The 22294-nt window shown below is 45.4% G+C and carries 20 protein-coding genes and 1 pseudogene; 15 read left to right on the forward strand and 6 right to left on the reverse strand.

Annotated elements, in window-relative coordinates:
- The 9 genes from rsfS (at position 1) to lipA (ending at position 8155) form a co-directional block, all read left to right on the forward strand.
- Positions 1-318 (forward strand): ribosome silencing factor, encoded by a 318-nt coding sequence (gene rsfS, locus R8O10_RS09580; protein WP_005373015.1) that lies wholly within the window; start codon positions 1-3, stop codon positions 316-318.
- 4 nt (positions 319-322) lie between these two features.
- Entirely contained in the window at positions 323-793 is a 471-nt protein-coding gene (rlmH, locus tag R8O10_RS09585) for a 23S rRNA (pseudouridine(1915)-N(3))-methyltransferase RlmH (protein WP_017821762.1), read from the forward strand.
- A 29-nt stretch (positions 794-822) separates the two neighbouring features.
- Complete coding sequence (gene mrdA, locus R8O10_RS09590) at positions 823-2739, forward strand: penicillin-binding protein 2 (RefSeq protein WP_042521231.1); 1917 nt, start codon at positions 823-825, stop codon at positions 2737-2739.
- The gene (gene rodA / locus R8O10_RS09595; protein ID WP_005373004.1) at positions 2739-3860 is read left to right on the forward strand and encodes a rod shape-determining protein RodA; all 1122 of its coding nucleotides are present in this window, start codon (positions 2739-2741) and stop codon (positions 3858-3860) included. Before mrdA ends, rodA begins: the two co-directional genes overlap by 1 nt.
- Before the next feature lie 2 nt (positions 3861-3862).
- A complete protein-coding gene (locus R8O10_RS09600; protein ID WP_017635670.1) occupies positions 3863-4666 on the forward strand; it encodes a septal ring lytic transglycosylase RlpA family protein in 804 nt (267 codons plus the stop codon).
- A gap of 91 nt (positions 4667-4757) precedes the next feature.
- A complete protein-coding gene (locus R8O10_RS09605) occupies positions 4758-5936 on the forward strand; it encodes a serine hydrolase (RefSeq protein ID WP_005384132.1) in 1179 nt (392 codons plus the stop codon).
- 139 nt (positions 5937-6075) lie between these two features.
- Positions 6076-6354: a DUF493 family protein YbeD gene (gene ybeD / locus R8O10_RS09610; protein WP_005384135.1), complete on the forward strand. Its 279-nt coding sequence runs from the start codon at positions 6076-6078 to the stop codon at positions 6352-6354.
- A gap of 176 nt (positions 6355-6530) precedes the next feature.
- The gene (lipB, locus tag R8O10_RS09615) at positions 6531-7193 is read left to right on the forward strand and encodes a lipoyl(octanoyl) transferase LipB (protein ID WP_005384137.1); all 663 of its coding nucleotides are present in this window, start codon (positions 6531-6533) and stop codon (positions 7191-7193) included.
- On the forward strand, positions 7190-8155 hold the full coding sequence (gene lipA / locus R8O10_RS09620; RefSeq protein WP_005391329.1) for a lipoyl synthase: 966 nt from the start codon (positions 7190-7192) through the stop codon (positions 8153-8155). The genes lipB and lipA overlap by 4 nt, the downstream gene beginning before the upstream one ends.
- A gap of 461 nt (positions 8156-8616) precedes the next feature.
- Here the strand turns inward: lipA and glyA are convergent, their stop codons facing one another.
- On the reverse strand, positions 8617-9867 hold the full coding sequence (gene glyA / locus R8O10_RS09625) for a serine hydroxymethyltransferase (RefSeq protein WP_005381985.1): 1251 nt from the start codon (positions 9865-9867) through the stop codon (positions 8617-8619).
- Between the two features lie 347 nt (positions 9868-10214).
- On the opposite strand from glyA, the gene R8O10_RS09630 reads away from it, so the two are divergent.
- From R8O10_RS09630 to R8O10_RS09640, 3 genes and pseudogenes are all read left to right on the forward strand, one after another.
- The gene (locus R8O10_RS09630) at positions 10215-10817 is read left to right on the forward strand and encodes a YitT family protein (RefSeq protein ID WP_017635671.1); all 603 of its coding nucleotides are present in this window, start codon (positions 10215-10217) and stop codon (positions 10815-10817) included.
- Between the two features lie 90 nt (positions 10818-10907).
- Positions 10908-12428: pseudogene (locus R8O10_RS09635) on the forward strand (winged helix-turn-helix domain-containing protein).
- A 131-nt stretch (positions 12429-12559) separates the two neighbouring features.
- Entirely contained in the window at positions 12560-13459 is a 900-nt protein-coding gene (locus tag R8O10_RS09640; RefSeq protein WP_318191339.1) for a hypothetical protein, read from the forward strand.
- Positions 13460-13558: 99 nt separating this feature from the next.
- Here the strand turns inward: R8O10_RS09640 and treC are convergent, their stop codons facing one another.
- The 4 genes from treC to gmhB form a co-directional block, all read right to left on the reverse strand.
- A complete protein-coding gene (gene treC, locus R8O10_RS09645; RefSeq protein WP_318191340.1) occupies positions 13559-15244 on the reverse strand; it encodes an alpha,alpha-phosphotrehalase in 1686 nt (561 codons plus the stop codon).
- Between the two features lie 87 nt (positions 15245-15331).
- On the reverse strand, positions 15332-16756 hold the full coding sequence (gene treB / locus R8O10_RS09650; RefSeq protein ID WP_005383602.1) for a PTS trehalose transporter subunit IIBC: 1425 nt from the start codon (positions 16754-16756) through the stop codon (positions 15332-15334).
- A gap of 176 nt (positions 16757-16932) precedes the next feature.
- The gene (gene treR, locus R8O10_RS09655; protein WP_054576934.1) at positions 16933-17880 is read right to left on the reverse strand and encodes a trehalose operon repressor TreR; all 948 of its coding nucleotides are present in this window, start codon (positions 17878-17880) and stop codon (positions 16933-16935) included.
- A gap of 74 nt (positions 17881-17954) precedes the next feature.
- Positions 17955-18506 carry a D-glycero-beta-D-manno-heptose 1,7-bisphosphate 7-phosphatase gene (gene gmhB / locus R8O10_RS09660; protein WP_318191341.1) on the reverse strand — a complete coding sequence of 184 codons (552 nt, stop codon included), beginning with the start codon at positions 18504-18506 and terminating at the stop codon, positions 17955-17957.
- 341 nt (positions 18507-18847) lie between these two features.
- Here gmhB and metN point away from each other — a divergent pair, with 341 nt between their 5' ends.
- Genes metN through R8O10_RS09675 form a run of 3 tightly spaced genes read left to right on the forward strand, consistent with a single transcriptional unit; the run spans position 18848 to position 21391 of the window.
- On the forward strand, positions 18848-19882 hold the full coding sequence (metN, locus tag R8O10_RS09665) for a methionine ABC transporter ATP-binding protein MetN (protein WP_005381962.1): 1035 nt from the start codon (positions 18848-18850) through the stop codon (positions 19880-19882).
- Positions 19872-20549, forward strand: coding sequence for a methionine ABC transporter permease (locus tag R8O10_RS09670; RefSeq protein ID WP_005383604.1), 678 nt, complete (start codon positions 19872-19874; stop codon positions 20547-20549). Before metN ends, R8O10_RS09670 begins: the two co-directional genes overlap by 11 nt.
- Positions 20550-20581: 32 nt before the next feature.
- Positions 20582-21391 (forward strand): MetQ/NlpA family lipoprotein, encoded by an 810-nt coding sequence (locus tag R8O10_RS09675; RefSeq protein WP_005381966.1) that lies wholly within the window; start codon positions 20582-20584, stop codon positions 21389-21391.
- A 126-nt stretch (positions 21392-21517) separates the two neighbouring features.
- Here the strand turns inward: R8O10_RS09675 and R8O10_RS09680 are convergent, their stop codons facing one another.
- The gene (locus R8O10_RS09680; protein WP_005383605.1) at positions 21518-22294 is read right to left on the reverse strand and encodes a Zn-ribbon-containing protein; all 777 of its coding nucleotides are present in this window, start codon (positions 22292-22294) and stop codon (positions 21518-21520) included.

The following is a 22294-nucleotide window of genomic DNA, read 5'->3' on the forward strand; positions in this document are numbered from 1 at the left end:
GTGCTTCGCGAAGAACTGAAAGACTTTTTAGCTGATAAAGCCGACGACATGAAAGCGGAAGACATTATCGTCCTAAATGTGGAAGATAAATCAAGCGTGACAGATTACATGATCATCTGTACTGGTACATCCAAACGCCACGTTTCATCCATCGCTGACCATGTTGCAACAGAAGTGAAAAAAGCCGGTCTTGAGCCACTAGGAATGGAAGGTGAAAACGAAGGTGAATGGGTAGTCCTAGATATGGGCGACGCCATGCTTCACGTGATGCAAGAAGAGCACCGCGAACTCTACCAGCTAGAAAAACTCTGGGGTTAATCTTTTGAAAATTCAACTAATTGCTGTTGGCACAAAAATGCCAAAATGGGTTGAGGAAGGCTTTCAAGAATATCGTCGCCGTTTCCCGCATGATATGCCGTTGGAGTTGATTGAAATCTCTGCTGGCAAGCGTGGTAAGAATGCCGATATCGCTCGCATCCTGCAAAAAGAAGGAGAAGCGATGCTCGCGGCGGTACCAAAAGGCAACCGTATCGTCACGTTAGATATCCCAGGTAAAAAATGGGACACTCCTCAACTCGCTGAGCAGTTAGAAGCTTGGAAATTAGATGGCCGTGATGTATCAATATTAATCGGCGGTCCTGAAGGACTCGCTCCTGCATGCAAAGCTGCAGCAGACCAAAGCTGGTCATTATCTGCCTTAACGCTACCCCACCCTCTAGTGCGTATCGTAATGGCAGAAAGCTTATACCGAGCGTGGAGCATCACCGCTAACCACCCTTATCATCGCGAATAATCGTTGTTTAACTTTAGAGCCAAGCGTTAATGATTCGTAAACGCCGCAGTCAAATCCGAGATTATCAAGCCGAAGCGCGTCTGTTTGCCAGCCGCGCTATTGTTGCTTTTATCGGCATTGTTGTCTTGATGGGAGCTCTGGTTGCCAACATGTACAACATTCAGGTGAACCAGTTTCAAGACTATCAAACCCGCTCGAACGATAACCGCATCAAAGTAGTGCCTATCGCGCCTAACCGAGGTCTAATTTATGACCGAAATGGCGTTTTACTGGCAGAGAACCGTCCCGTCTTTAACTTAGAACTGACCCCAGAAAAAATTAAAGACATTGATGCAACCATCCAAGAATTACAAACTATTCTGGAAATTACACCAGACCAGATTGAACGTTTCCACCACGAGCGTAAACGGACTCGTCGATTTAAATCGGTCCCACTGCTTACCCAACTGAACGAAAAACAAGTAGCAGTATTCTCCGTCAATCAGTACCGCTTTCCAGGTGTGGAAATAAGTGCGACCTTAAAGCGCTACTACCCTTTCAGCGAAGTCTTAACCCACGTGATTGGGTATGTTTCTCGAATCAATGATCGCGACATGCAGCGCCTGATCCGAGAAGAAAAAGACGCAAACTATCAAGCCACTCGCGACATTGGTAAGCTGGGTATTGAAAAATACTACGAAGACCTCTTACACGGTACAGCCGGATATCAAGAAGTCGAGGTAAACAGCCGCGGCCGAGTAATTCGTACCTTAAAGTACGTTCCACCTGTACCCGGAAAAGACATCGTTTTAAACCTTGATATCAACTTGCAGTTGTACGTACACCAATTGTTGGACGGCCGCCGAGGCAGTGCTGTAGTAATCGATCCTAGAGACAACGGCGTACTGGCTATGGTTTCGAGCCCTAGCTACGATCCTAACTCGTTCGTGCACGGAATCTCAGGTAAAGACTATCGCGCCCTTCTGAACGATAAAAACCGTCCTTTGGTCAACCGCACTACACTTGGCATTTACCCCCCTGCGTCTACCATCAAACCATTTATGGCGGTAGCCGCGCTGCAAGAAGGTGTCGTCACACCTAACACCACGCGAAATGATCCTGGTTATTGGCGCATACCAAACTCCAACACTCGCCCATTCCGTGACTGGTTGCGTTGGGGGCACGGACGCGTCGATATCATTAAGTCGATCGAAGAGTCTGTTGATACCTTCTACTATCAAATCGCTTATGACATGGGTATTGACCGTATTTCGAATTGGATGATGATGTTCGGCTTTGGTGATTACACTGGCATCGATATCTACGAAGAAAGTAAGGCGAATATGCCGACTCGTGACTGGAAAATGTCTCGCCATAAAACCCCATGGTATAAAGGTGATACGATCCCTGTGGGTATCGGCCAAGGATATTGGACAGCAACACCAATGCAAATCGCCAAAGCAACCTCCGTATTAGTAAACGAGGGAGAAGTGATCGCACCTCACTTGCTCAAAGCGACGATAGAAAATGGTAACGACTTCGAAGAGCAAAAAACGACAGAATACGTGACTTACCCACCAATCAAGAATGTGCCTAAAAAGTACTGGGATATGGCGAAAGAAGGCATGCGTCGGGTAAACCATGGCACGCGCGGAACAGCTCGCCGCTCATTCTACAAAATGAATTATGAAACAGCGGGTAAATCAGGTACTGCACAGGTCTTCGGTCTGGGTGAAAACGAAGAATACAACGCCGATGAGATCGCCGAGCACTTACGTGACCATGCGTTATTTACTGGCTTTGCACCATTTGATGATCCTAAAGTGGTCGTCACTGTAGTACTAGAAAATGCCGGTGGTGGCTCTAGTAACGGTGCCCCAGTAGTAAGGAAAATTTTTGACCGAGTCGTTCTTGGTCCAGAAGAAATTGAGCCTGAAAACAATGCGAAGAAAGAGGTAAAACAGTAATGAAGATGGATCCCTCTACAGGTAAAAATCGCGCCCTGTTTGAACGCTTCCATATCGACTTACCACTCCTACTTGGCATATTGGCCCTGATGGGGTTTGGCCTGGTGATCATGTACAGCGCCAGTGGCCAAAGTTTACTGATGATGGATCGCCAAGCCATGCGAATGGTGCTTTCACTCGTTGTGATGCTCGTCCTTGCGCAGCTTTCTCCACGAACTTACGAAAGCTTGGCACCTTTGATGTTCGTTGGTGGCGTTATACTGCTTTTCGGCGTGCTGTTTTTCGGTGAAGCATCGAAAGGCGCGCAGCGTTGGCTTAACCTCGGTTTTGTGCGCTTTCAACCGTCAGAGCTATTGAAGCTCGCGGTGCCATTAATGGTGGCTCGCTATGTCGGTAGACAGCCCCTTCCACCAACGCTAAAAACACTCATTGTTGCACTGATTATGGTCTGCTTACCAACCATTCTCATTGCAAAGCAGCCTGACTTAGGTACCTCGATCCTGATCGCCGCTTCCGGTATTTTTGTTATCTTCCTCGCCGGCATTAGCTGGAAAATCATCGCTGGTGCTGCGATTGCATTAGGTGGTTTCATTCCAATTCTGTGGTTTTTCTTGATGCGAGAGTATCAAAAAGTGCGAGTTCGTACTCTATTTAACCCGGAATCTGATCCGCTAGGAGCGGGCTACCACATTATTCAGAGTAAAATTGCGATTGGCTCCGGTGGTATTTCCGGCAAAGGTTGGTTGCAAGGTACGCAGTCACAACTAGAATTTCTTCCAGAACGACACACTGACTTTATCTTTGCAGTAATTGCTGAAGAATGGGGTATGATTGGCTTCCTTTGCCTTTTAGCCATCTATCTATTTATTATTGGACGAGGTTTATATCTCGCCAGCCAAGCGCAAACCGCATTTGGACGAATGATGGCAGGCAGTATTGTACTCAGCTTCTTCGTGTATATTTTTGTAAATATTGGCATGGTAAGTGGCATCCTACCTGTAGTAGGTGTACCGTTGCCACTCATCAGTTATGGCGGCACATCAATGGTAACCTTGATGGCTGGTTTTGGTATTCTGATGTCGATTCATACGCACCGAAAAGCATTCTCTAAGGCGACCTAGACATGCAAAAACGCGCTTTATATTCCTTAGTTTTCTCTGCTCTTATTTTGGCAGGCTGTTCATCAACTAGCCAAAAAGAACAAGAAGGCCGTTACGAACTCGAATCCGATGTTGCACCGGATACACCGCTTTCAGTCGAACACATCGAGGATGCGCATCCTAAATATGAACCGTACAGCCTAGGTGGGAACAAAGATTACCACTTGCGTGGCAAAGACTACAAAATAGTTCGCAATGCGAAAGGCTTTAAAGAAAAAGGCCGCGCATCTTGGTATGGGAAAAAATTCCAAGGTCATTTGACTTCTAATGGCGAAATCTATGACATGTACTCAATGACGGCAGCGCATAAAACGCTACCGTTACCAAGTTACGTAAAAGTTACCAATACTGACAACGGCAAAACCACCATAGTACGAGTTAATGACCGAGGTCCTTTTCACGATGGCCGTATCATTGATTTAAGCTATGCCGCCGCGCACAAGTTAGATGTCATAAAAACAGGCACCGCGAACGTGGAAATTGAAGTGATCAGTATCAATCAGCCCACGGACAAAAAATCATTAGAAGCGCACCCTAGGTACGTTATTCAAGTGGCATCATCAAAAAATGAAGAACGCGCACGAACTTTAGGTACCGAGCTTGGTCAAAAATTGGATACAGAAACTTTCCTAGAGAGTGCGAAAGAGTCTTATCGCTTGTTGTTAGGGCCATTTACTGACTATTCCCTGACGCAAGCCACATTAGATAAAGTAAAGTTGCTCGGCTATTCGTCTGCATTTATTAAAAAACACAACACTGCCAAATGACCTCGTGTCATGAATTTCTCTTTGATCCCCCTCTTACATAACTAGGGATTCTGATAAGATGTCTGCAGTTAACCCAAAAATTTGAATTACCATGAATAAAAATAAGTTTGTGAAATCTATTCTCGTTTCTTCGGTTGCCCTTTCTGCAACTTTCGCTCAATCTGCTCTTGCATCACCTATCGTTGTTCCAGATGCCCCTCAAATCGCGGCGAAGGGCTACGTGCTGATGGATTACCATTCAGGTAAAGTACTGGCAGAGAAAGAGATGAACACAAAATTGTCTCCAGCTAGTCTGACTAAGATGATGACCAGCTATGTAATCGGCCAAGAGCTAGCGCGTGGTAATATCTCAGAAGATGATGATGTCACCATCAGTAAAAATGCGTGGGCGAAAAACTTCCCTGATTCATCAAAGATGTTCATTGAAGTAGGCACAACAGTTAAAGTACGTGACCTGAACCGAGGTATCATCGTCCAGTCAGGTAACGATGCCTGTGTTGCGATGGCAGAACATATTGCAGGTTCAGAAGATGCATTTGTTGACCTAATGAACGCTTGGGCCAACACATTGGGTATGACTAACTCGCACTTTGCCAACGTTCATGGCTTAGATAACGCAGAATTGTACTCAACACCATACGACATGGCACTGCTAGGTAAAGCACTTATCCGTGACGTACCAAATGAGTACCGAGTGTATTCAGAGAAGAAATTTACTTACAACGGCATCACCCAATACAACCGTAACGGTCTACTTTGGGATAAGAGCATGAACGTTGACGGCATCAAAACGGGTCACACAAGTAATGCGGGTTACAGCCTAGTAAGTTCAGCAACTGAAGGTCAAATGCGCTTGGTTGCGGTCGTTATGGGTACTAAAGATGCCAATGCTCGTAAGTCAGAAAGCAAAAAGCTGCTAAGCTACGGCTTCCGTTTCTTCGAAACAGTGGCACCGCACAAAGCAGGTGAAACGTTCGTAGAAGAAAAAGTGTGGATGGGTAACAAAGACACCGTAGCACTGGGTCTTGACCAAGATACTTACGTAACACTACCGCGTGGTGAAGCGAAAAACTTAAAAGCAAGCTTCGTCCTTGAAAAAGAGCTAGAAGCCCCAATTAATAAAGGTGATGTAGTTGGTAAGCTATACTATCAGATCGATGGTGAAGATATTGCCGAGTACCCACTAATGGCACTAGAAACCGTAGAGCAAGGTAGTCTATTTAGCCGCATGTGGGATTACATCGTATTGTTATTCAAGAGCTTCTTCTAAAAAGAACGTTAGAGTAGCAAACTTATTCGCAAAGCCGCCTGAATGGGCGGCTTTTTAAGTTTGAGCTCCTCGTCTTGAGTTCCCCCTAATTTGACTGTACTATTTCGCACCGCAACGAATATCTACTGGAGTTATCGATATGCTAACCATCAACTCTGATGCAAAATTAAAAGACCTGCTTGAGTTCCCTTGTTCATTTACTTACAAGGTAATGGGTCATGCAAAGCCTGAACTTCCAGAGCTTGTTCTTGAAGTTATTCAGCGCCATGCTCCAGGTGACTACAGCCCGACCGTTAAACCAAGTGCTAAGGGCAACTACCACTCTGTGTCAATCAACATTACTGCAACCTCTATCGAGCAGGTTGAGACACTGTACAAAGAGTTAGGTGAAATTGACATCGTACGCATGGTTCTATAATTTTTTGATAGATTAAATTTTTTTTGAAAGCAGCTTTGGCTGCTTTCTTTTTATTTATCAAAGAGATAACGAGGCTTTACATCGCTTTCAGTTAAAAATCTATTACGCAGCGGTAGAGCATCAGGGTTATCCGGTTTATAATCCAAAAACTTTATATATTAGCAACAGGAATTCCCATGCAACACCAACTTGTTGTAAAACGACTTGGCCGCCAAGACTATGAGCCTGTATGGAAGGCGATGCATGAGTTCACCGACCAACGCACAGAAGAAACCCGTGATGAAGTCTGGTTGGTAGAACATAACCCAGTATTTACGCAAGGGCAGGCAGGTAAAGCTGAGCACTTGATTAACACTGGCGATATTCCTGTTGTACAAAGTGATCGCGGAGGTCAGGTTACGTATCATGGCCCTGGTCAGTTGGTCGCCTACTTCTTGATCAACCTACGCCGCAAAAAATTAGGTGTACGAGATCTCGTTACCACAATCGAGAACCTCGTGATCAACACGCTAAAAGCATACAATATTGACTCAGCCGCGCGACCTGACGCACCAGGTGTCTACGTTGCCGGTAAGAAAATATGCTCTCTCGGTTTACGCATTCGTAAAGGATGCTCGTTTCATGGTTTAGCCTTGAACGTAAATATGGATTTAACACCGTTTCTGCGTATTAACCCTTGTGGTTATGAAGGTATGGAAATGGTTCAGGTCAGCCAATTTGGCGGCCCAGACAATGTAGAAGCCGTAGAAAAACAATTAATAGAAGAACTCGTTACTTTGCTCGATTATGAGCAAGTAGAATTCAGCACAGAAGCACCTTCTCAAGGTAATAAAGCATGAGCAAACCAATCCAGATGGAAAAAGGCGTTAAATATCGTGACGCCGATAAAATGGCATTGATTCCCGTAAAGAACATGCCTACAGAGCAGAAAGAAGTGCTACGTAAGCCTGATTGGATGAAGATCAAGCTACCAGCCGACAGCCAACGAATTCAAGACATCAAAGCGGCGATGCGTAAGAATAAACTTCACTCCGTATGTGAAGAAGCATCTTGCCCGAACCTAGCGGAATGTTTTAACCACGGTACAGCAACCTTCATGATCTTAGGTGCTATTTGTACTCGTCGTTGTCCTTTCTGTGACGTTGCTCATGGCCGCCCATTACCACCGGAAGCAGAAGAGCCTCAAAAACTGGCGAAAACCATTGCCGATATGAAGCTGAAATACGTAGTAATCACTTCTGTTGACCGTGACGATCTGCGTGACGGCGGTGCACAACACTTTGCCGATTGTAACCGCGAGATCCGTGCGTTAAACCCGCATATTAAGATTGAAACACTGGTTCCTGACTTCCGTGGTCGCATGGATGTAGCGCTTGATCTAATGAAAGACAATCCGCCAGATGTCTTCAACCACAACTTAGAAACCGCGCCACGTCTTTACCGTAAAGCTCGCCCAGGTGCGAACTACAAATGGTCACTTGAGCTCCTTAAGAAGTTCAAAGAGCAGCATCCAGATGTACCGACCAAGTCTGGTTTGATGATGGGCCTTGGTGAAACCAAAGAAGAAATCATCGAAGTACTGAAAGATCTACGCGCACACGGCGTAACGATGCTGACTCTAGGCCAGTATTTAGCGCCAAGCCGTCACCACTTGCCAGTAGAACGTTACGTTCCACCATCAGAGTTTGACGAGCTAAAAGAAGTTGCACTAGAACTTGGCTTCACGCATGCAGCGTGTGGTCCATTTGTGCGCTCTTCTTACCATGCCGATATGCAAGCTCAAGGTATCGAGATTAAATAAGCTCTCGCTTGTTTTGAAAAGCTTGTTTTGAAGAGAAAAGGTTGGCTCAGTGCCAACCTTTTTTGTATCTGGCAAATGATGATAAAAAGCCATTCTACCACCGTCATTCTGAACAGCGAGGTACGAACGTGATTCAGAATCTGTTTTCAGAATACTGAGGATTTTTAGGGAAACTCTGAGTAAAAGAGTGTGCCTCAACAAGATTCCTGATCTCGCCTCGGCTCGTCGGAATGACGTGGTTTGGGTATATTGAAAAGGGACAGTGTTGGTAGCCATCCCCTTATCACACACTCTCGCTATATCTCATTCCAAACGCCAGACAAACAAAAAGGCCCTCAAATGAGGACCTTTAGTATATCAATGTTCAAAATAGACGAGTCGAGTTCTAGGAGAACACACGGAGTTTGCGCGAGCAAATGAGTATGTTCGACACCGAAATCGACTCATTCTATGAAGAACAGTTAGGCATAAACCGGTAGACGCTTACAAATTTCTAGCACTTTCTGTTTTGTCGCTTCGATAACTTCTTCGTTGCCGATGTTATCTAGAACGTCACACATCCAGTTTGCTAGCTCTTTTGCATCTTCTTCAGTGAAGCCACGGCGAGTGATCGCTGGCGTACCTACACGAATACCAGACGTTACGAATGGGCTGCGTGGGTCATTTGGTACTGAGTTCTTGTTTACAGTGATGTTTGCTGCACCTAGTGCCGCGTCTGCGTCTTTACCAGTGATATCTTTGTCGATTAGGTCAACAAGGAACAAGTGGTTTTCTGTACCGTTAGATACGATTTTGTAGCCACGCTCTTGGAACTGACCAACCATTGCTTTTGCGTTTTTCACTACGCGAGCTTGATAAGCTTTGAACTCTGGCTCCATCGCTTCTTTGAACGCTACTGCTTTACCAGCGATAACGTGCATTAGAGGGCCACCTTGACCACCAGGGAACACTGCTGAGTTCAATTTCTTGTACATATCTTCGCCAGCATTTGACAAGATAAGACCACCGCGAGGACCTGCTAGTGTTTTGTGCGTCGTTGTTGTTACCACGTGAGCATGCGGTACTGGTGTTGGGTATTCACCGGCGGCGATAAGACCAGCTACGTGCGCCATATCAACAAATAAGTAAGCACCTGCTTTGTCAGCGATTTCACGCATGCGTTTCCAATCAACGATTTGCGAGTAAGCAGAGAAACCACCGATGATCATCTTAGGTTTGTGTTCAAGTGCTAGCTGTTCCATCTCGTCGTAGTTGATTTGACCAGCTTCATCGATACCGTAAGGGATAACGTTGTAGTGCTTACCCGAGAAGTTTACTGGTGAACCGTGAGTTAGGTGACCACCGTGCGCTAGGCTCATGCCTAAAACTGTATCGCCAGGGTTAAGAAGCGCCATGTAAACTGCGCTGTTTGCTTGAGAACCTGAGTGAGGCTGTACGTTAGCGTACTCACAACCAAATAGTTGGCATGCACGCTCAATTGCTAGTGCTTCAGCTTTATCTACGTACTCACAACCGCCGTAGTAACGCTTACCTGGGTAGCCTTCAGCGTATTTGTTCGTTAGCTGAGAACCTTGCGCTTCCATTACACGTGGGCTTGTGTAGTTTTCAGAAGCGATAAGTTCAATGTGTTCTTCCTGGCGAAGAGTTTCTTCCTGGATAGCTGCGAACAGTTCCGCATCGTAATCTGCGATGTTCATATCACGCTTAAGCATCTGTATCTCCTGACTCAGATTAGTACTGAAAGTTGCAAAAAAACTGTTGAATGACCCGACGCAAACGTTTTCGTCACCCTAATGGCGCGCATTCTACATAATTTGATTTAGGTCATAAAGAGAAATTTACAATTTTTCTCATGCAGTTTTTTCATGATGACAAGCAATGTTTATCATGCCAGCATTGCAATCGCATCACGACAATCTATTGCCTGTCAAATTTGTGCTTTACACCCTGTAAAACAGCAATTACATAGGTTTACCGTAAATTTTACCCTCTAGCTACCGAAAAGATCATCTTTTTACTACTATGCACGCCTTATTTATCACTAATGACTGCAACATTGATGGAAAAACACTCATTAAAAGAAGACTGGATAGCGATTCTCACGGGTACCTTTTTAGTAGCTCAAGGCGTTTTCTTTCTCCAATCCGCGAACCTTCTAACGGGAGGCACGACTGGATTGGCTCTGCTTATTAGCCAATTTACACCTTTTACCTTTGGTGTGCTGTACTTTTTAGCAAACAGTCCTTTTTACTTACTAGCATGGAAACGCTTCGGCCGTCATTTCGCCATTAATAGTGCCATTTCTGGCGCGTTGGTTTCTATCTTTGCCGATCATCTTTATTTGCTAATCTCGCTCGAATCGGTAAATGAAGTTTATTGCGCCGTCGCAGGCGGACTTTTAATGGGGCTTGGTATGCTGATCCTATTCCGACATCGCTCCAGCTTGGGTGGCTTTAACGTGCTGTGTTTGTTTATCCAAGACAAATTTGGCATTTCAGTTGGCAAAAGCCAAATGGCAATCGATGCATGTATCCTGTTTGCTTCATTCTTCTTTGTCACACCAGAAGTGATTGGCCTTTCAATTTTGGGGGCGTTTGCACTCAATCTCGTGTTAGCGATGAACCACAAACCGCACCGCTATTCCGTGACCTACGGTTCATAAATTTTTGATAATGATTGAAGCGCGATTTATAAGATTTCGCGCTCCAATCGCTATATAATACTTCGCGATTTCCAAATAGATCGGTACGGTATGCGCGACTTTCTGCAACAAGCTAAACAGACTCACAGTTGTATTGCGATTGGAGAGCTGATCTATAACCCGAAGACACAGACCCTTCATCAAGATGCTATCGCGATTGATCTTGAACCTCGCACCATTGAATTATTAGAACTGCTGTTAACAAGCGTTGGCCACCCACTCTCTGCTGACACCATTATTGAAACCATTTGGCAGAGCAAGTTCATCTCTAAGAATGTGCTCACGAACCGCATTAGCACCTTACGTGCCCTGCTACAGCAGTACTTACCCGAATACGATGCCGCTAAGCTCTTGGTCACTTACCCCCGCAAAGGCTACTTTCTTAACCCTGCCAATATTCGTTTAGTGCCACCAGCGAAAAACCATCGGCGCGTTATCTCAACCCAGGTGGCGAGTAATAAGAACTTCAAGCTGATTTTTGCTTACAGCTTATGTGCCATACTTGCGGTATGTAGCATGACACTCGCAAGCTTGTTATGGCAACGCCAAGAAATCTCAACACAACAAACACGTCATCAACTACTGATTCCCAAAGTCGAGCTACTACTCAACCGTGTCGATTCAATCGGCTCCCAGGCGCGAAAATACCGCATACTGGTCAAAGCCATCTTGCTGCAACAACAGGTCGAATATCCATACACCGACATCGCCAACCAAGATGCTCCCAGTTACTTTCTTGATCCTATCGGTCATACGCCATATTTCCCTGGCGCACGAAACATGCAGACCAGCGACTACGAGCTCAATATCGAGTTAAAAGACGGCACAAAACAGGGCATCTTGAAAGCGCAGATGAACCTTATTTATCCTGCGACGGGCAAGCTGGCGTTTCGCAATGAGTACACACTGCGTTTATCTGCCTTACAATCGGATATTTTCCAAATGCACTCGGATGTCGCGCAATACTTCAATCTGCCTGCACCTTCGGCAAGTTCGTGGCAGCTTTCGAATATTCACAAAAAAATGTTATTCGAGAATGCCTTTTCTAGCCAACCTCTCCGACAATCTGATGAGTTTGCGGCTATAACAACGGCAAGACATCTCGCCTTATACGAGCACGAACATCAAAAGCTGGAAGCGTATTTAACTCAAGTACAATCGTCGTTTGATGTTTTGCCAGATGAGCTGAGCCTCTGGTTAGGTCTATTGCATTTCAAATGAGGTAACTTAGACAGGGCAAAAGCTCTGTTAACGACACCAGATGGCGACTCACGTATCCAAAACGCACTGATTTATACCTTTGTGTCTCACATTGCTTATAAGCAGAACAAACTTGAACAGTTCCGTCTCAACTACATGGAATCACTGGTGGCGCTGCTGCGCGTTTTACCTTCCGAAACCTTGTTTGAGCGTCTTTCTCAATCTGAATCAAAAGAGACTTGCCTCCAACCGTGGAAAACGTTGCATGTTAGTGTGACCGATCAAGAAATCATAAGCCGATGGAAAGCGCTCATTAACGAGTATTGCACTAACGTAGCCAACGAAATAACTCCAAATAAAACAAAGACCTAAATATAAAATTAAGCTTTCATTAACCCCTGTTATCTTTTGTTTTTTGCCCTTTTTCTCTCACTGAACTTAGCATGCTCGCATTCAAGCAACGGCCCAACATGAAGCGCCCTTATCAATCAGGAATGTAAACCATGCTAAACAAAATGACGCTTATCGCAGCAGCAACTCTGGCTCTTTACGGCTGTGGCGGAGGTTCGTCTTCTGGCAGTGCGAATCCAAACAAAGTGCCTCAAGAAAGTTTCGACGTCTCGATTCACAACTCAATCTTCGCTCCCACGCCAAGCACACAGCTAAACTACGCATTTAGCTTGGATGGCCAACCAGAAGGCGACATGAAACTGAGCTTCCAAGCGATGGATCGCGAGCAAATATTGGCAGCATTGGCACAAATCCCAAACAGCGAGGCAATGGTCCAGTTGGTTAATGACTTGGTGAACTACGGCGCCGAACAGTTCTACTATTCAGACGAGCAGTACAACGACGACGAAGAGAGCAATACGCTTTACTTTGTAGGATCAGATGGTGCACTCCATGAAATCACTGACGCTTATTTCATTGGTCATCAGTTTATTGCCATGCTTATGCACAGCAGTCCGATTTTCCGCCTAAACGGTGACGACGTAAAAGAGAAAAGCCCGAATATTGACATCGGTGAAGAAACTATGTCTCTGCCAACCACTCTTACAGGCTACGCAGTTCACAACCTTCTAGACCGTTTTGAAGATCATGAGTGGGTACAAAACCTTCCTATGACAGCATCTTGCCAAGTGGTTTGGCAACAGCAAATCCGAGAGACTGGTGTGCGTAAAGCGTTCTCGATCTCAGGCAAGAAAATTGAAGCGGCATACCTGATGGAAGAGAACATCTACAACCTAAACTGTGATGATATGGACTCAATGGAGTTCGCCACTTCGGCAGAACGTTGGTTTAATCCGAGCTTAGGTCTGATTGAACAAATTGAACTGCTGAAAGTACAACAAGTACAAATCAACGAAGAGAAAGTGCAGCTAACAGCGATTGAAACAAAATAAGCTCGCATTTTTTAGAGATATCTCAATAAAAGAAGGCTTTGGGGAGCACACCAAAGCCTTCATCTCGAACATCAATCTTAGGGGTGATGACACCCGAGTTTATTCTTCTATCAATAAAATACGAGTTTCGTAAGGTCGTAACACTTGATGGTTTGACGCGACTGCGCTCGCTGAGTTTTGATAGTTAGATAGCAAGTTTTTCGCCTTACTCATATCAAAACGTTCTGGCAGAACGCATTCCACCTCTTCAGCATAGTAGTTATTGATACACAGCAGCGTTTGCTTATCGTTCTGACGAGCGTAAGCGAAAATACGTTTGTGCTCTGGCAGCAGGTCCTCGTAACGACCATCGGTGATCACTGGAACCTGTTTACGCAGTTCAATCAGACGCTTGTAAAAGTAGAACACCGAGTTTAAATCGGCAACCGCAGCTTCAGCATTGATTTCAGTGTAATTCTTCGCCACTTCAAGCCAAGGCGTGCCCTCAGTAAAGCCCGCGTGTTTTGCACTGTTCCATTGCATTGGTGTACGTGAGTTATCACGCGACTTCTGTGCCAAGATCGCCATCATATCGTCATGAGATACACCATCACGGTTGACCATGATGTCGTACATGTTAGTACTTTCAACATCACGATATTGGCTGATTTCGGTATAACCCGGGTTGGTCATGCCGATCTCTTCCCCCTGGTAAACATAAGGTGTGCCTTGCATCATGTGCACTGATGCCGCAAGCATCTTGGCAGATTCAACACGGTATTGCTCGTCGTTACCTAATCGGCTCACAACGCGTGGCTGGTCGTGGTTACACCAGAACAGCGCCCCCCACCCTTTGCCATTTAAGCCCGTTTGCCAATGATTGAAGATCTGTTTTAACTGAATGAAATCAAACGGCGCTTTGGTCCATTTTTCACCATTTGGATAATCGACTTTCAGATGATGGAAGTTGAACACCATGGATAGCTCTTTGCCGTCTAGCGAAGAATATTGCTGGCAGTGCTCTAGCGTAGTGGAAGACATTTCACCCACCGTCACGCTGCCGTATTTTTGAAACACAGATTCGCTGATCTCTTGAAGGTATTCGTGCACACGTGGACCGTCGGTGTAGAAGCGGCGACCATCACCAATATCGTCACTTGGAAAATCTTGCTGCTTGGAAATCAGGTTGATAACGTCGAGACGGAAACCATCCACTCCTTTTTCTGCCCAGAAGCTGATGACTTCTTTCACTTCTTCACGCACTACTGGGTTTTCCCAGTTTAAGTCCGCTTGCTCTTTAGCAAAAAGGTGCAAATAGTACTGGCCTGTTTTTTCATCCAGCGCCCAAGCGTTGCCACCAAACTTTGATTGCCAGTTGTTTGGTTCAGCACCATCTACCGGATCTTTCCAGATGTAGTAATCACGGTATGGGCTGTTTTTATCACCCAGTGCGGATTGGAACCACTTGTGTTCTGTCGACGTGTGGTTCACTACAATGTCCATGATGATACGAATACCCAACTGATGCGCTTCTGCTAGCAAAGTATCAAAGTCTTGCATCGTGCCGAACTCAGGGTTGATAGAGTAGTAATCGGAGATGTCATAACCGTTGTCGATCATTGGCGATTGGTAAACCGGCGTCAGCCAAATCGCATCCACACCAAGGTGCTTAAGATAATCCAGCTTAGAAATGATCCCTTTGATGTCGCCCGTGCCTTTACTGCCGCTGTCACAAAAGCTTTTTGGGTAAATTTGATAGATGGTTGCGGTTTTCCACCAGCTCTCATCATGCTTGGTCATAGCCATTTCTAACACTCACTTACCAGTAATCGGAAACTTAAAATTTGAAAAGAAAAATAGGAGGAGGCAGCCAAGTCACTGCCTCAAATAGAATTACGCGTTTGCAGGCTCAAGCTCACCTTTGGCTTGTGCACGCTTATAAAGAATTAACGTTAATGCAGCAGGTACCAGCATTGCGACTAACATAGCCAAAGCAAAAATGCCCCAGAACTGCGGTTGGATAGACAAGATGCCCGGCAAACCGCCCACACCGATACCGTTCGCCATTACGCCCGCACTACCACAAATAGCAGCAGCACACGCACTACCGATCATCGCGCTCAGCATTGGGAACTTGTATTTCAAGTTGATGCCGTACATCGCCGGTTCAGTCACGCCAAGGTAAGCAGAGATAGCCGCAGGCACTGAAATATCACGCTCGCCATGTTTTTTACTGATGATAATGATGCCAACTACCGCAGACGCTTGAGCAATGTTTGAAAGCGCAATCAGAGGCCAAATTGGCGTGCCGCCTAGCTCTTGCATCAGTTGAAGGTCTACCGCGTTGGTAGTGTGGTGAATACCAGTAATGACCAATGGCGCGTATAGGAAGCCGAAGATGGTTGAGCCAATCATTGCGAAGTCACCCGTCATGGCTGCTTTTGCTGCGAAAGCAACGCCGTCACCCAACATACGACCGAATGGACCAATGATAGAGTGCGCAAGAATCACAGACACAATGATTGAGACAAACGGCACGACCACTAGGTAAAGGTAAGACGGAATGATGCGTTTTAAGTTGGTTTCAATAAACGCCAGAGCCATACCAGCAAGCATTGCTGGAATCACTTGCGCCTGATAGCCCACTTTTTCGATGGCGAATAAGCCAAAATCCCACACTTCGGGTACTTGCTTACCAATCAGGTAGGCGTTCATCAACTGCGGCGAAACCAATGTTACACCAAGCGTGATACCCAGAATCGGAGTACCGCCGAGCTTTTTCACTGTCGACCAACACACGCCAACTGGTAGGAAGAAGAAGATCGCCTCACCAATCAGCCATAAGAAAGAGTGTACCGTTGCCCAAAACTGGCTGATTTCCGTTAGCGTTTGACCATCAAACATCTTGATGTCGCCAATCACGTTACGGAAACCAAGGATCAGACCACCGGTGATGATCGCTGGTAGCAGTGGTACAAAGATTTCTGCAAGGTGGGAAATACCACGCTCAACGATATTCATGTTTTGACGAGCAGCGTTCTTCGCTTCGTCTTTGCTGGCTTCACTTTTACCCGTCAGTCCGATCAGTACCTTGTAAACTTCATCCACTTCAGTACCGATAACCACTTGGAACTGGCCTGCGTTGGTAAAACAGCCCTTCACCATCGGTAATGTTTCTAACTGTTTCGTATCTGCTTTGTCCGTATCATTTAGAACAAAACGCAAGCGAGTTAAACAGTGACTTACACTGGCAATATTGTCCGGCCCCCCGACCAGCTCAATAAGACGCTCCACGTCTTTACGCGCAATCTTACTCATAACTTTGTCCACCCTGTATTGGATACATTCGATTCATCATTTTGTTTTTATAAATGGGAACATTCCCATTTCTTAATTTTAATATTGCCATTCGAAGACAAAAAACAAAATGGGAACAGTCCCATTAATTGAGAATGATCACAGTATAATTTTAGAGCAGATCGTTTTAGTGTGGATTAACAAACGATAGGCTGTTGAGTAAAGTGAACCACTTCCTCATCGCCATTTAATTGATTGATCAGCATGTTAGCGGACTTCTCACCTGCAAGGGTATAACCTGGGTCGACACTAAATACTTTAGGGAAAAGGAAAGAGAGCAATTCATTACCTCCAACACCTGTCACAACCACGTCTTCACGTCCTAACTCTTGAAGACGCTTAATCACGCCCAACGCGATGGTGTCACTGGCGCACACGATGGCCTGAGTGTCAGATTGAAGGACTTTGTCTACCAACTGATAAGCACTTTCATGGCTCAGCTTACCCGTCTGGAAACAAGGTGTAATTTGTTTGCGTTGACACCAAGCTTTATAAGCATTTAGACGAGCTAAGCCAGTGGTTTTGTCTTCAGGGTCAACACCAATATAAGCAATGCGAGATAAAGATTGCTGCTCAAGATGAGACAAAGCCATGTCTATCACACCTTGGTTGTCGTAGTTGATCGAAGAAACCATTTGCGTGTCCATCGCGATCACGACGATACGATTCCCCCACTCCGCCAATGCTCGCTCATCACATCCAGTAAAGCCAAACACGATCACCCCATCGACGTTGCGACGTTTAAGCACATCCAAATGTTCATTGGTTTTATCGCGATCGAATTGGCTCTCCATGATCACCGCATCATAACCAGCGGAATACAAAGCATTGAGCATTGTACCAACGGCGCGATTTTCTGATGGTGAATCTAAACGGGAGATGATAACCCCAATAACTTTTTGGCGGCCGCCACGCATTGATTGCGCAGATTTGGACGGCACATAACCAGATTCACGAATGATTTGCTCAACCTTCTCTCGCGTTTGGGGTTTCACTTTTGGATCGTTAGTAAGCACACGGCTTACTGTCGATTTGCCCACGCCTGCCAATTTTGCGATATCAAGAATGGTGAGTTTTTTGCTCATAAGTGTTCAGACTAAAAGAAGGAATCAAACAAAAGGGAAGCAGTGGCTTCCCTTATCTCAGTCAGTAATGAAGATTACTTGTTTAAGCACGCAGGCACATCTGCAATGCTATCTAATACTACCGTTGCAATGGCTTCGCCCTGTTCCGTTACTGGCTTACCAGTGCGAACCAAAATCTTAGTGCCAACGCCTGCCGCTTCTGCTGCCATCATGTCTTCAGCTTTATCGCCGATCATCACAGATTTCTCCATGTCGATCTTCAAGAAGTCACGCGCAGAAATGAACATGCCTGGTTTTGGCTTACGGCACTCACAATCTTGCTTGTACTCGCCAATGCCATGTTCTGGATGATGTGGACAGTAATAGATACCATCGAACTCAACACCATTATCAGCAAAGTTCCAATCCATCCATTGAGTCAGAGACAAGAAACGGTCTTCACTGAATTTACCGCGTGCGATGCCCGATTGATTCGTCACTAACACTAGAAGGTAGCCTTTATCTTTTAGCGCTTTCGTCGCTTCAAATACACCATCAATGTACTCAAAATCATGTTCGTCATGAACGTAGCCGTGGTCAACGTTTATCACGCCATCACGATCGATAAAAACAGCAGGTTTTGCCAAAACGTATTTCTCTATTAACTCGGTTTAATCAGATTATTACATACCTTATAAACTTCAACACTATCTAATTCATTCTAGGCCTCGACAAAACGGTTGATTTGTTGGGCAAGAATCGGTAAATCTGAGGGTGCCCCGCCGTCTACCTCCTGCTTGTTATCTATACATCTTCGTTTTAAAACAGAACATCCATACATTTAGACGTCTAGACGTAAAAATATCTATTGACTTCATTCTGCTTAACCCATAGCATCAACTGAAAATTGAGATAAAGCTCAACATTAAGTTCTGTCAAAGGCCGTTTTTGACAGCGAAGTTCCCCGTATCTTTGGGCAGGTTGAAACATGATAGAAATAAAAAACGTCAATAAAGTGTTCTACCAAGGCAGTAAGGAAATCCTTGCCCTGAAAGACATTAACCTACACATCGACAAAGGCACCATCTTTGGTGTTATCGGTTCATCAGGTGCTGGTAAAAGTACGCTGATTCGCTGTGTCAACATGCTAGAAGCACCGACCTCTGGTTCCATCATCGTTGATGGTGTAGATCTAACCAAACTCAGTAAAAAACAACTAGTCGAAACACGCCGTAACATTGGCATGATCTTCCAGCACTTTAACCTGCTTTCGTCTCGTACTGTGTTTGATAATGTGGCATTACCCCTAGAACTGGCAGGTAAAGACAAATCGCAAATCACAACAAAAGTAACTGAGTTGCTAAAGCTTGTAGGCTTAGCCGACAAACACGAGAGCTACCCATCTAACTTAAGTGGCGGACAAAAACAGCGTGTGGCAATTGCTCGTGCACTGGCATCCGATCCTAGCGTGCTGCTTTGTGATGAGGCCACTAGTGCACTAGATCCAGCAACAACTCAATCTATCCTTGAGTTATTGAAAGAGATCAACCGCAAACTCAACATCACGATTTTACTTATCACTCACGAAATGGAAGTCGTAAAAAGCATCTGTCACGAAGTAGCAATCATCGGTGGTGGTGAGCTGGTGGAAAAAGGCACCGTTGGCGATATTTTTGCGCACCCTAAGACAGAGCTGGCACACCAATTCATTCGCTCAACGCTGGATCTTTCCATTCCTGAAGATTACCAAGCTCGTCTGCAAGCAGAGCGTGTTGATGGCAGCTACCCGTTGGTTCGCTTAGAGTTTACTGGCGCAACCGTCGATGCACCGTTAATGTCGCAAATTTCTCGTAAATACAATATTGATGTGAGTATTTTGAGTTCCGACCTTGATTACGCTGGTGGCGTGAAATTCGGCATGATGGTCGCAGAGCTATTTGGTAACGAAGAAGATGACAACGCAGCTCTTGAATACCTGCGTAAGCACAACGTAAAAGTAGAGGTACTTGGTTATGTCCTTTAATACGATTTCTGAATGGCTGAGTTTAAACAGCAAACTACTTTTAGGTGCAACGTGGGAAACGCTTTACATGGTTGCGGTTGCCGGATTAGTCGGCTTTGCTGTGGGTATTCCATTAGGCGTAATCCTCCATATTACTAAGAAAGGCGGCCTACTTGAAAACACCAAACTAAATAGCGGCTTAGGCGCTATCGTTAACATTGGTCGTTCTGTGCCATTCCTCGTACTGATGGTTGCGATTATTCCAGTGACAAAAATGCTGGTTGGAACCTTTATCGGTACAACCGCAGCAATCGTCCCACTGACTATTGGCGCCATTCCTTTTGTCGCTCGTCTTATTGAAGGTGCTTTATTAGAAGTACCGACAGGCTTGGTGGAAGCAGCGCAGTCAATGGGGGCGACTCCAACACAGATCATCACAAAAGTTCTACTACCTGAAGCAATGCCGACTATTGTTAACTCAGTAACGATTACCTTGGTCACTCTCGTTAGCTACTCAGCTATGGCGGGTACGGTAGGCGGCGGCGGCCTAGGTGACGTAGCCATTCGTTACGGTTTCCACCGCTACGATGTAACTATCATGGCCGTGACTGTCGTGATGTTGATTGTTCTAGTACAGATTATTCAGTCTATCGGCGACGCTGTGGTGCGCCGTGTAGACCACAGATAAGCATCAAAAATACAAATTATAAGGAGATAAAGATGAAATTTAGCCTTAAAGGTCTTTTGACTGTAGCAACGGCCGCCTCTGCTCTTGCTCTAGCGGGTTGCGGCGACAAAGAAGTAGACGTAAACAAAGTAAAAGTTGGCGTTATTGCTGGTGCTGAAGCACAAGTAGCCGAAGTTGCCGCTAAAGTAGCAAAAGAGAAATACAACCTAGACGTTGAGCTAGTAACATTTACCGATTACGTAACACCAAACGCCGCTCTGGATGATGGTTCAGTAGACGCGAATGCGTTCCAGCACAAACCATACCTAGACCAACAAGTGAAAGACCGCGGCTACAAACTGGCTATCGCGGGTAACTCATTCGTTTACCCTATTGCTGGTTACTCAAAGCAAGTAAAATCAATTGATGAAATTCAAGATGGCGCACGCATCGCAGTACCAAACGACCCAACGAACCTAGGTCGCTCACTACTGCTTCTTGAGCAACAAGGTTTGATTACGCTACGTGATGGCGTTGGTCTACTCGCTACAGTACGTGACATCGTAGGCAACCCTAAAAATATCGAAATCATTGAACTAGAAGCCCCACAGCTTCCACGTTCACTGGATGACGTAACGCTATCTATCATCAACACCACTTACGCAAGCTCTATCGACCTATCGCCAGAGCGTGACGGCGTGTTCGTTGAAGATAAAGACTCACCATACGTAAACCTAATTGTCGCTCGCGAAGAAAATGTTAATGCGCAAAACGTACAAAACTTCGTAAAAGCTTACCAAACGGAAGAAGTTTACGAAGCGGCAAAAGAGCTGTTCAAAGGCGGTGTTGTGAAAGGTTGGTAATCCCACTTTTCAAAACATGACTGAAAACAACGTTCTAAACATAAACGTTCTAAACACAAAAGGGCTGATGTGAAAACATCAGCCCTTTCTATTTGTCTATCTACCCATTTAAGTAGCTTCAATTCGCTACTTAAGATGGTCCCAAGAGATATTCGACACGATTCGGCAGTCATCACACTTAAAATGAAATATGTCATGTAGTGGCTCATCGAGTAGCCACTCGCCATCGCATTTTGGACACTTGCGCGCTTTCTCGCTCTCCAGCGACTGACCGCCGACACGATACTGGTAATAGTACGTAGGGATCTTCGTGATGTATTCGATACGGCCACGTAAGTCCCAACCTCGGCGAAACAGCACACTATCCACATCACAAATTTCGTGGAGCGCCGCATGTTCCGCTCGGCAACCCCCTGCCATTTGGATTTCATCACACGCTTGCCACTCAGTCTGCCACTTAATGACGGCTTTATGGTCTCCATTAAGTGTTGGCTCATTACGATACAAAGGAATTGGCAACAGGGTTTCACCACTTCGCAAAGGCGAACACGTATGAACATAAGTCGTGTACAACACTTGCCAGCTAGGTGTCTCTTCTTCGGCTGCTTGTTCTGAATTCAAATCACGCCCCAGCATACGCATTTTCGGAGCAAGCAAAGACGCATCCGACAAACGGTTCATGCAAACTTTGACGAAATCTGAGTGATAACGTGGATGCAAGCTGTCTTGTTCTGGGCAAACAACACGAACGAAAAATTCACCTTCTCCCATCACTATCGGAAATTCACGACCTAATACTTGGCCGTTGTAACGCAGAGCATCCATCAAGCCATTAATGGCTTTGTCTACCGCGCTGACGGTGGTGTTATCAAAACACTCAAACTGCAACTCAACAACATACAT

The organism is Vibrio sp. 1727 (genome assembly GCF_033344415.1).
GTDB classification, from domain to species: domain Bacteria; phylum Pseudomonadota; class Gammaproteobacteria; order Enterobacterales; family Vibrionaceae; genus Vibrio; species Vibrio alginolyticus.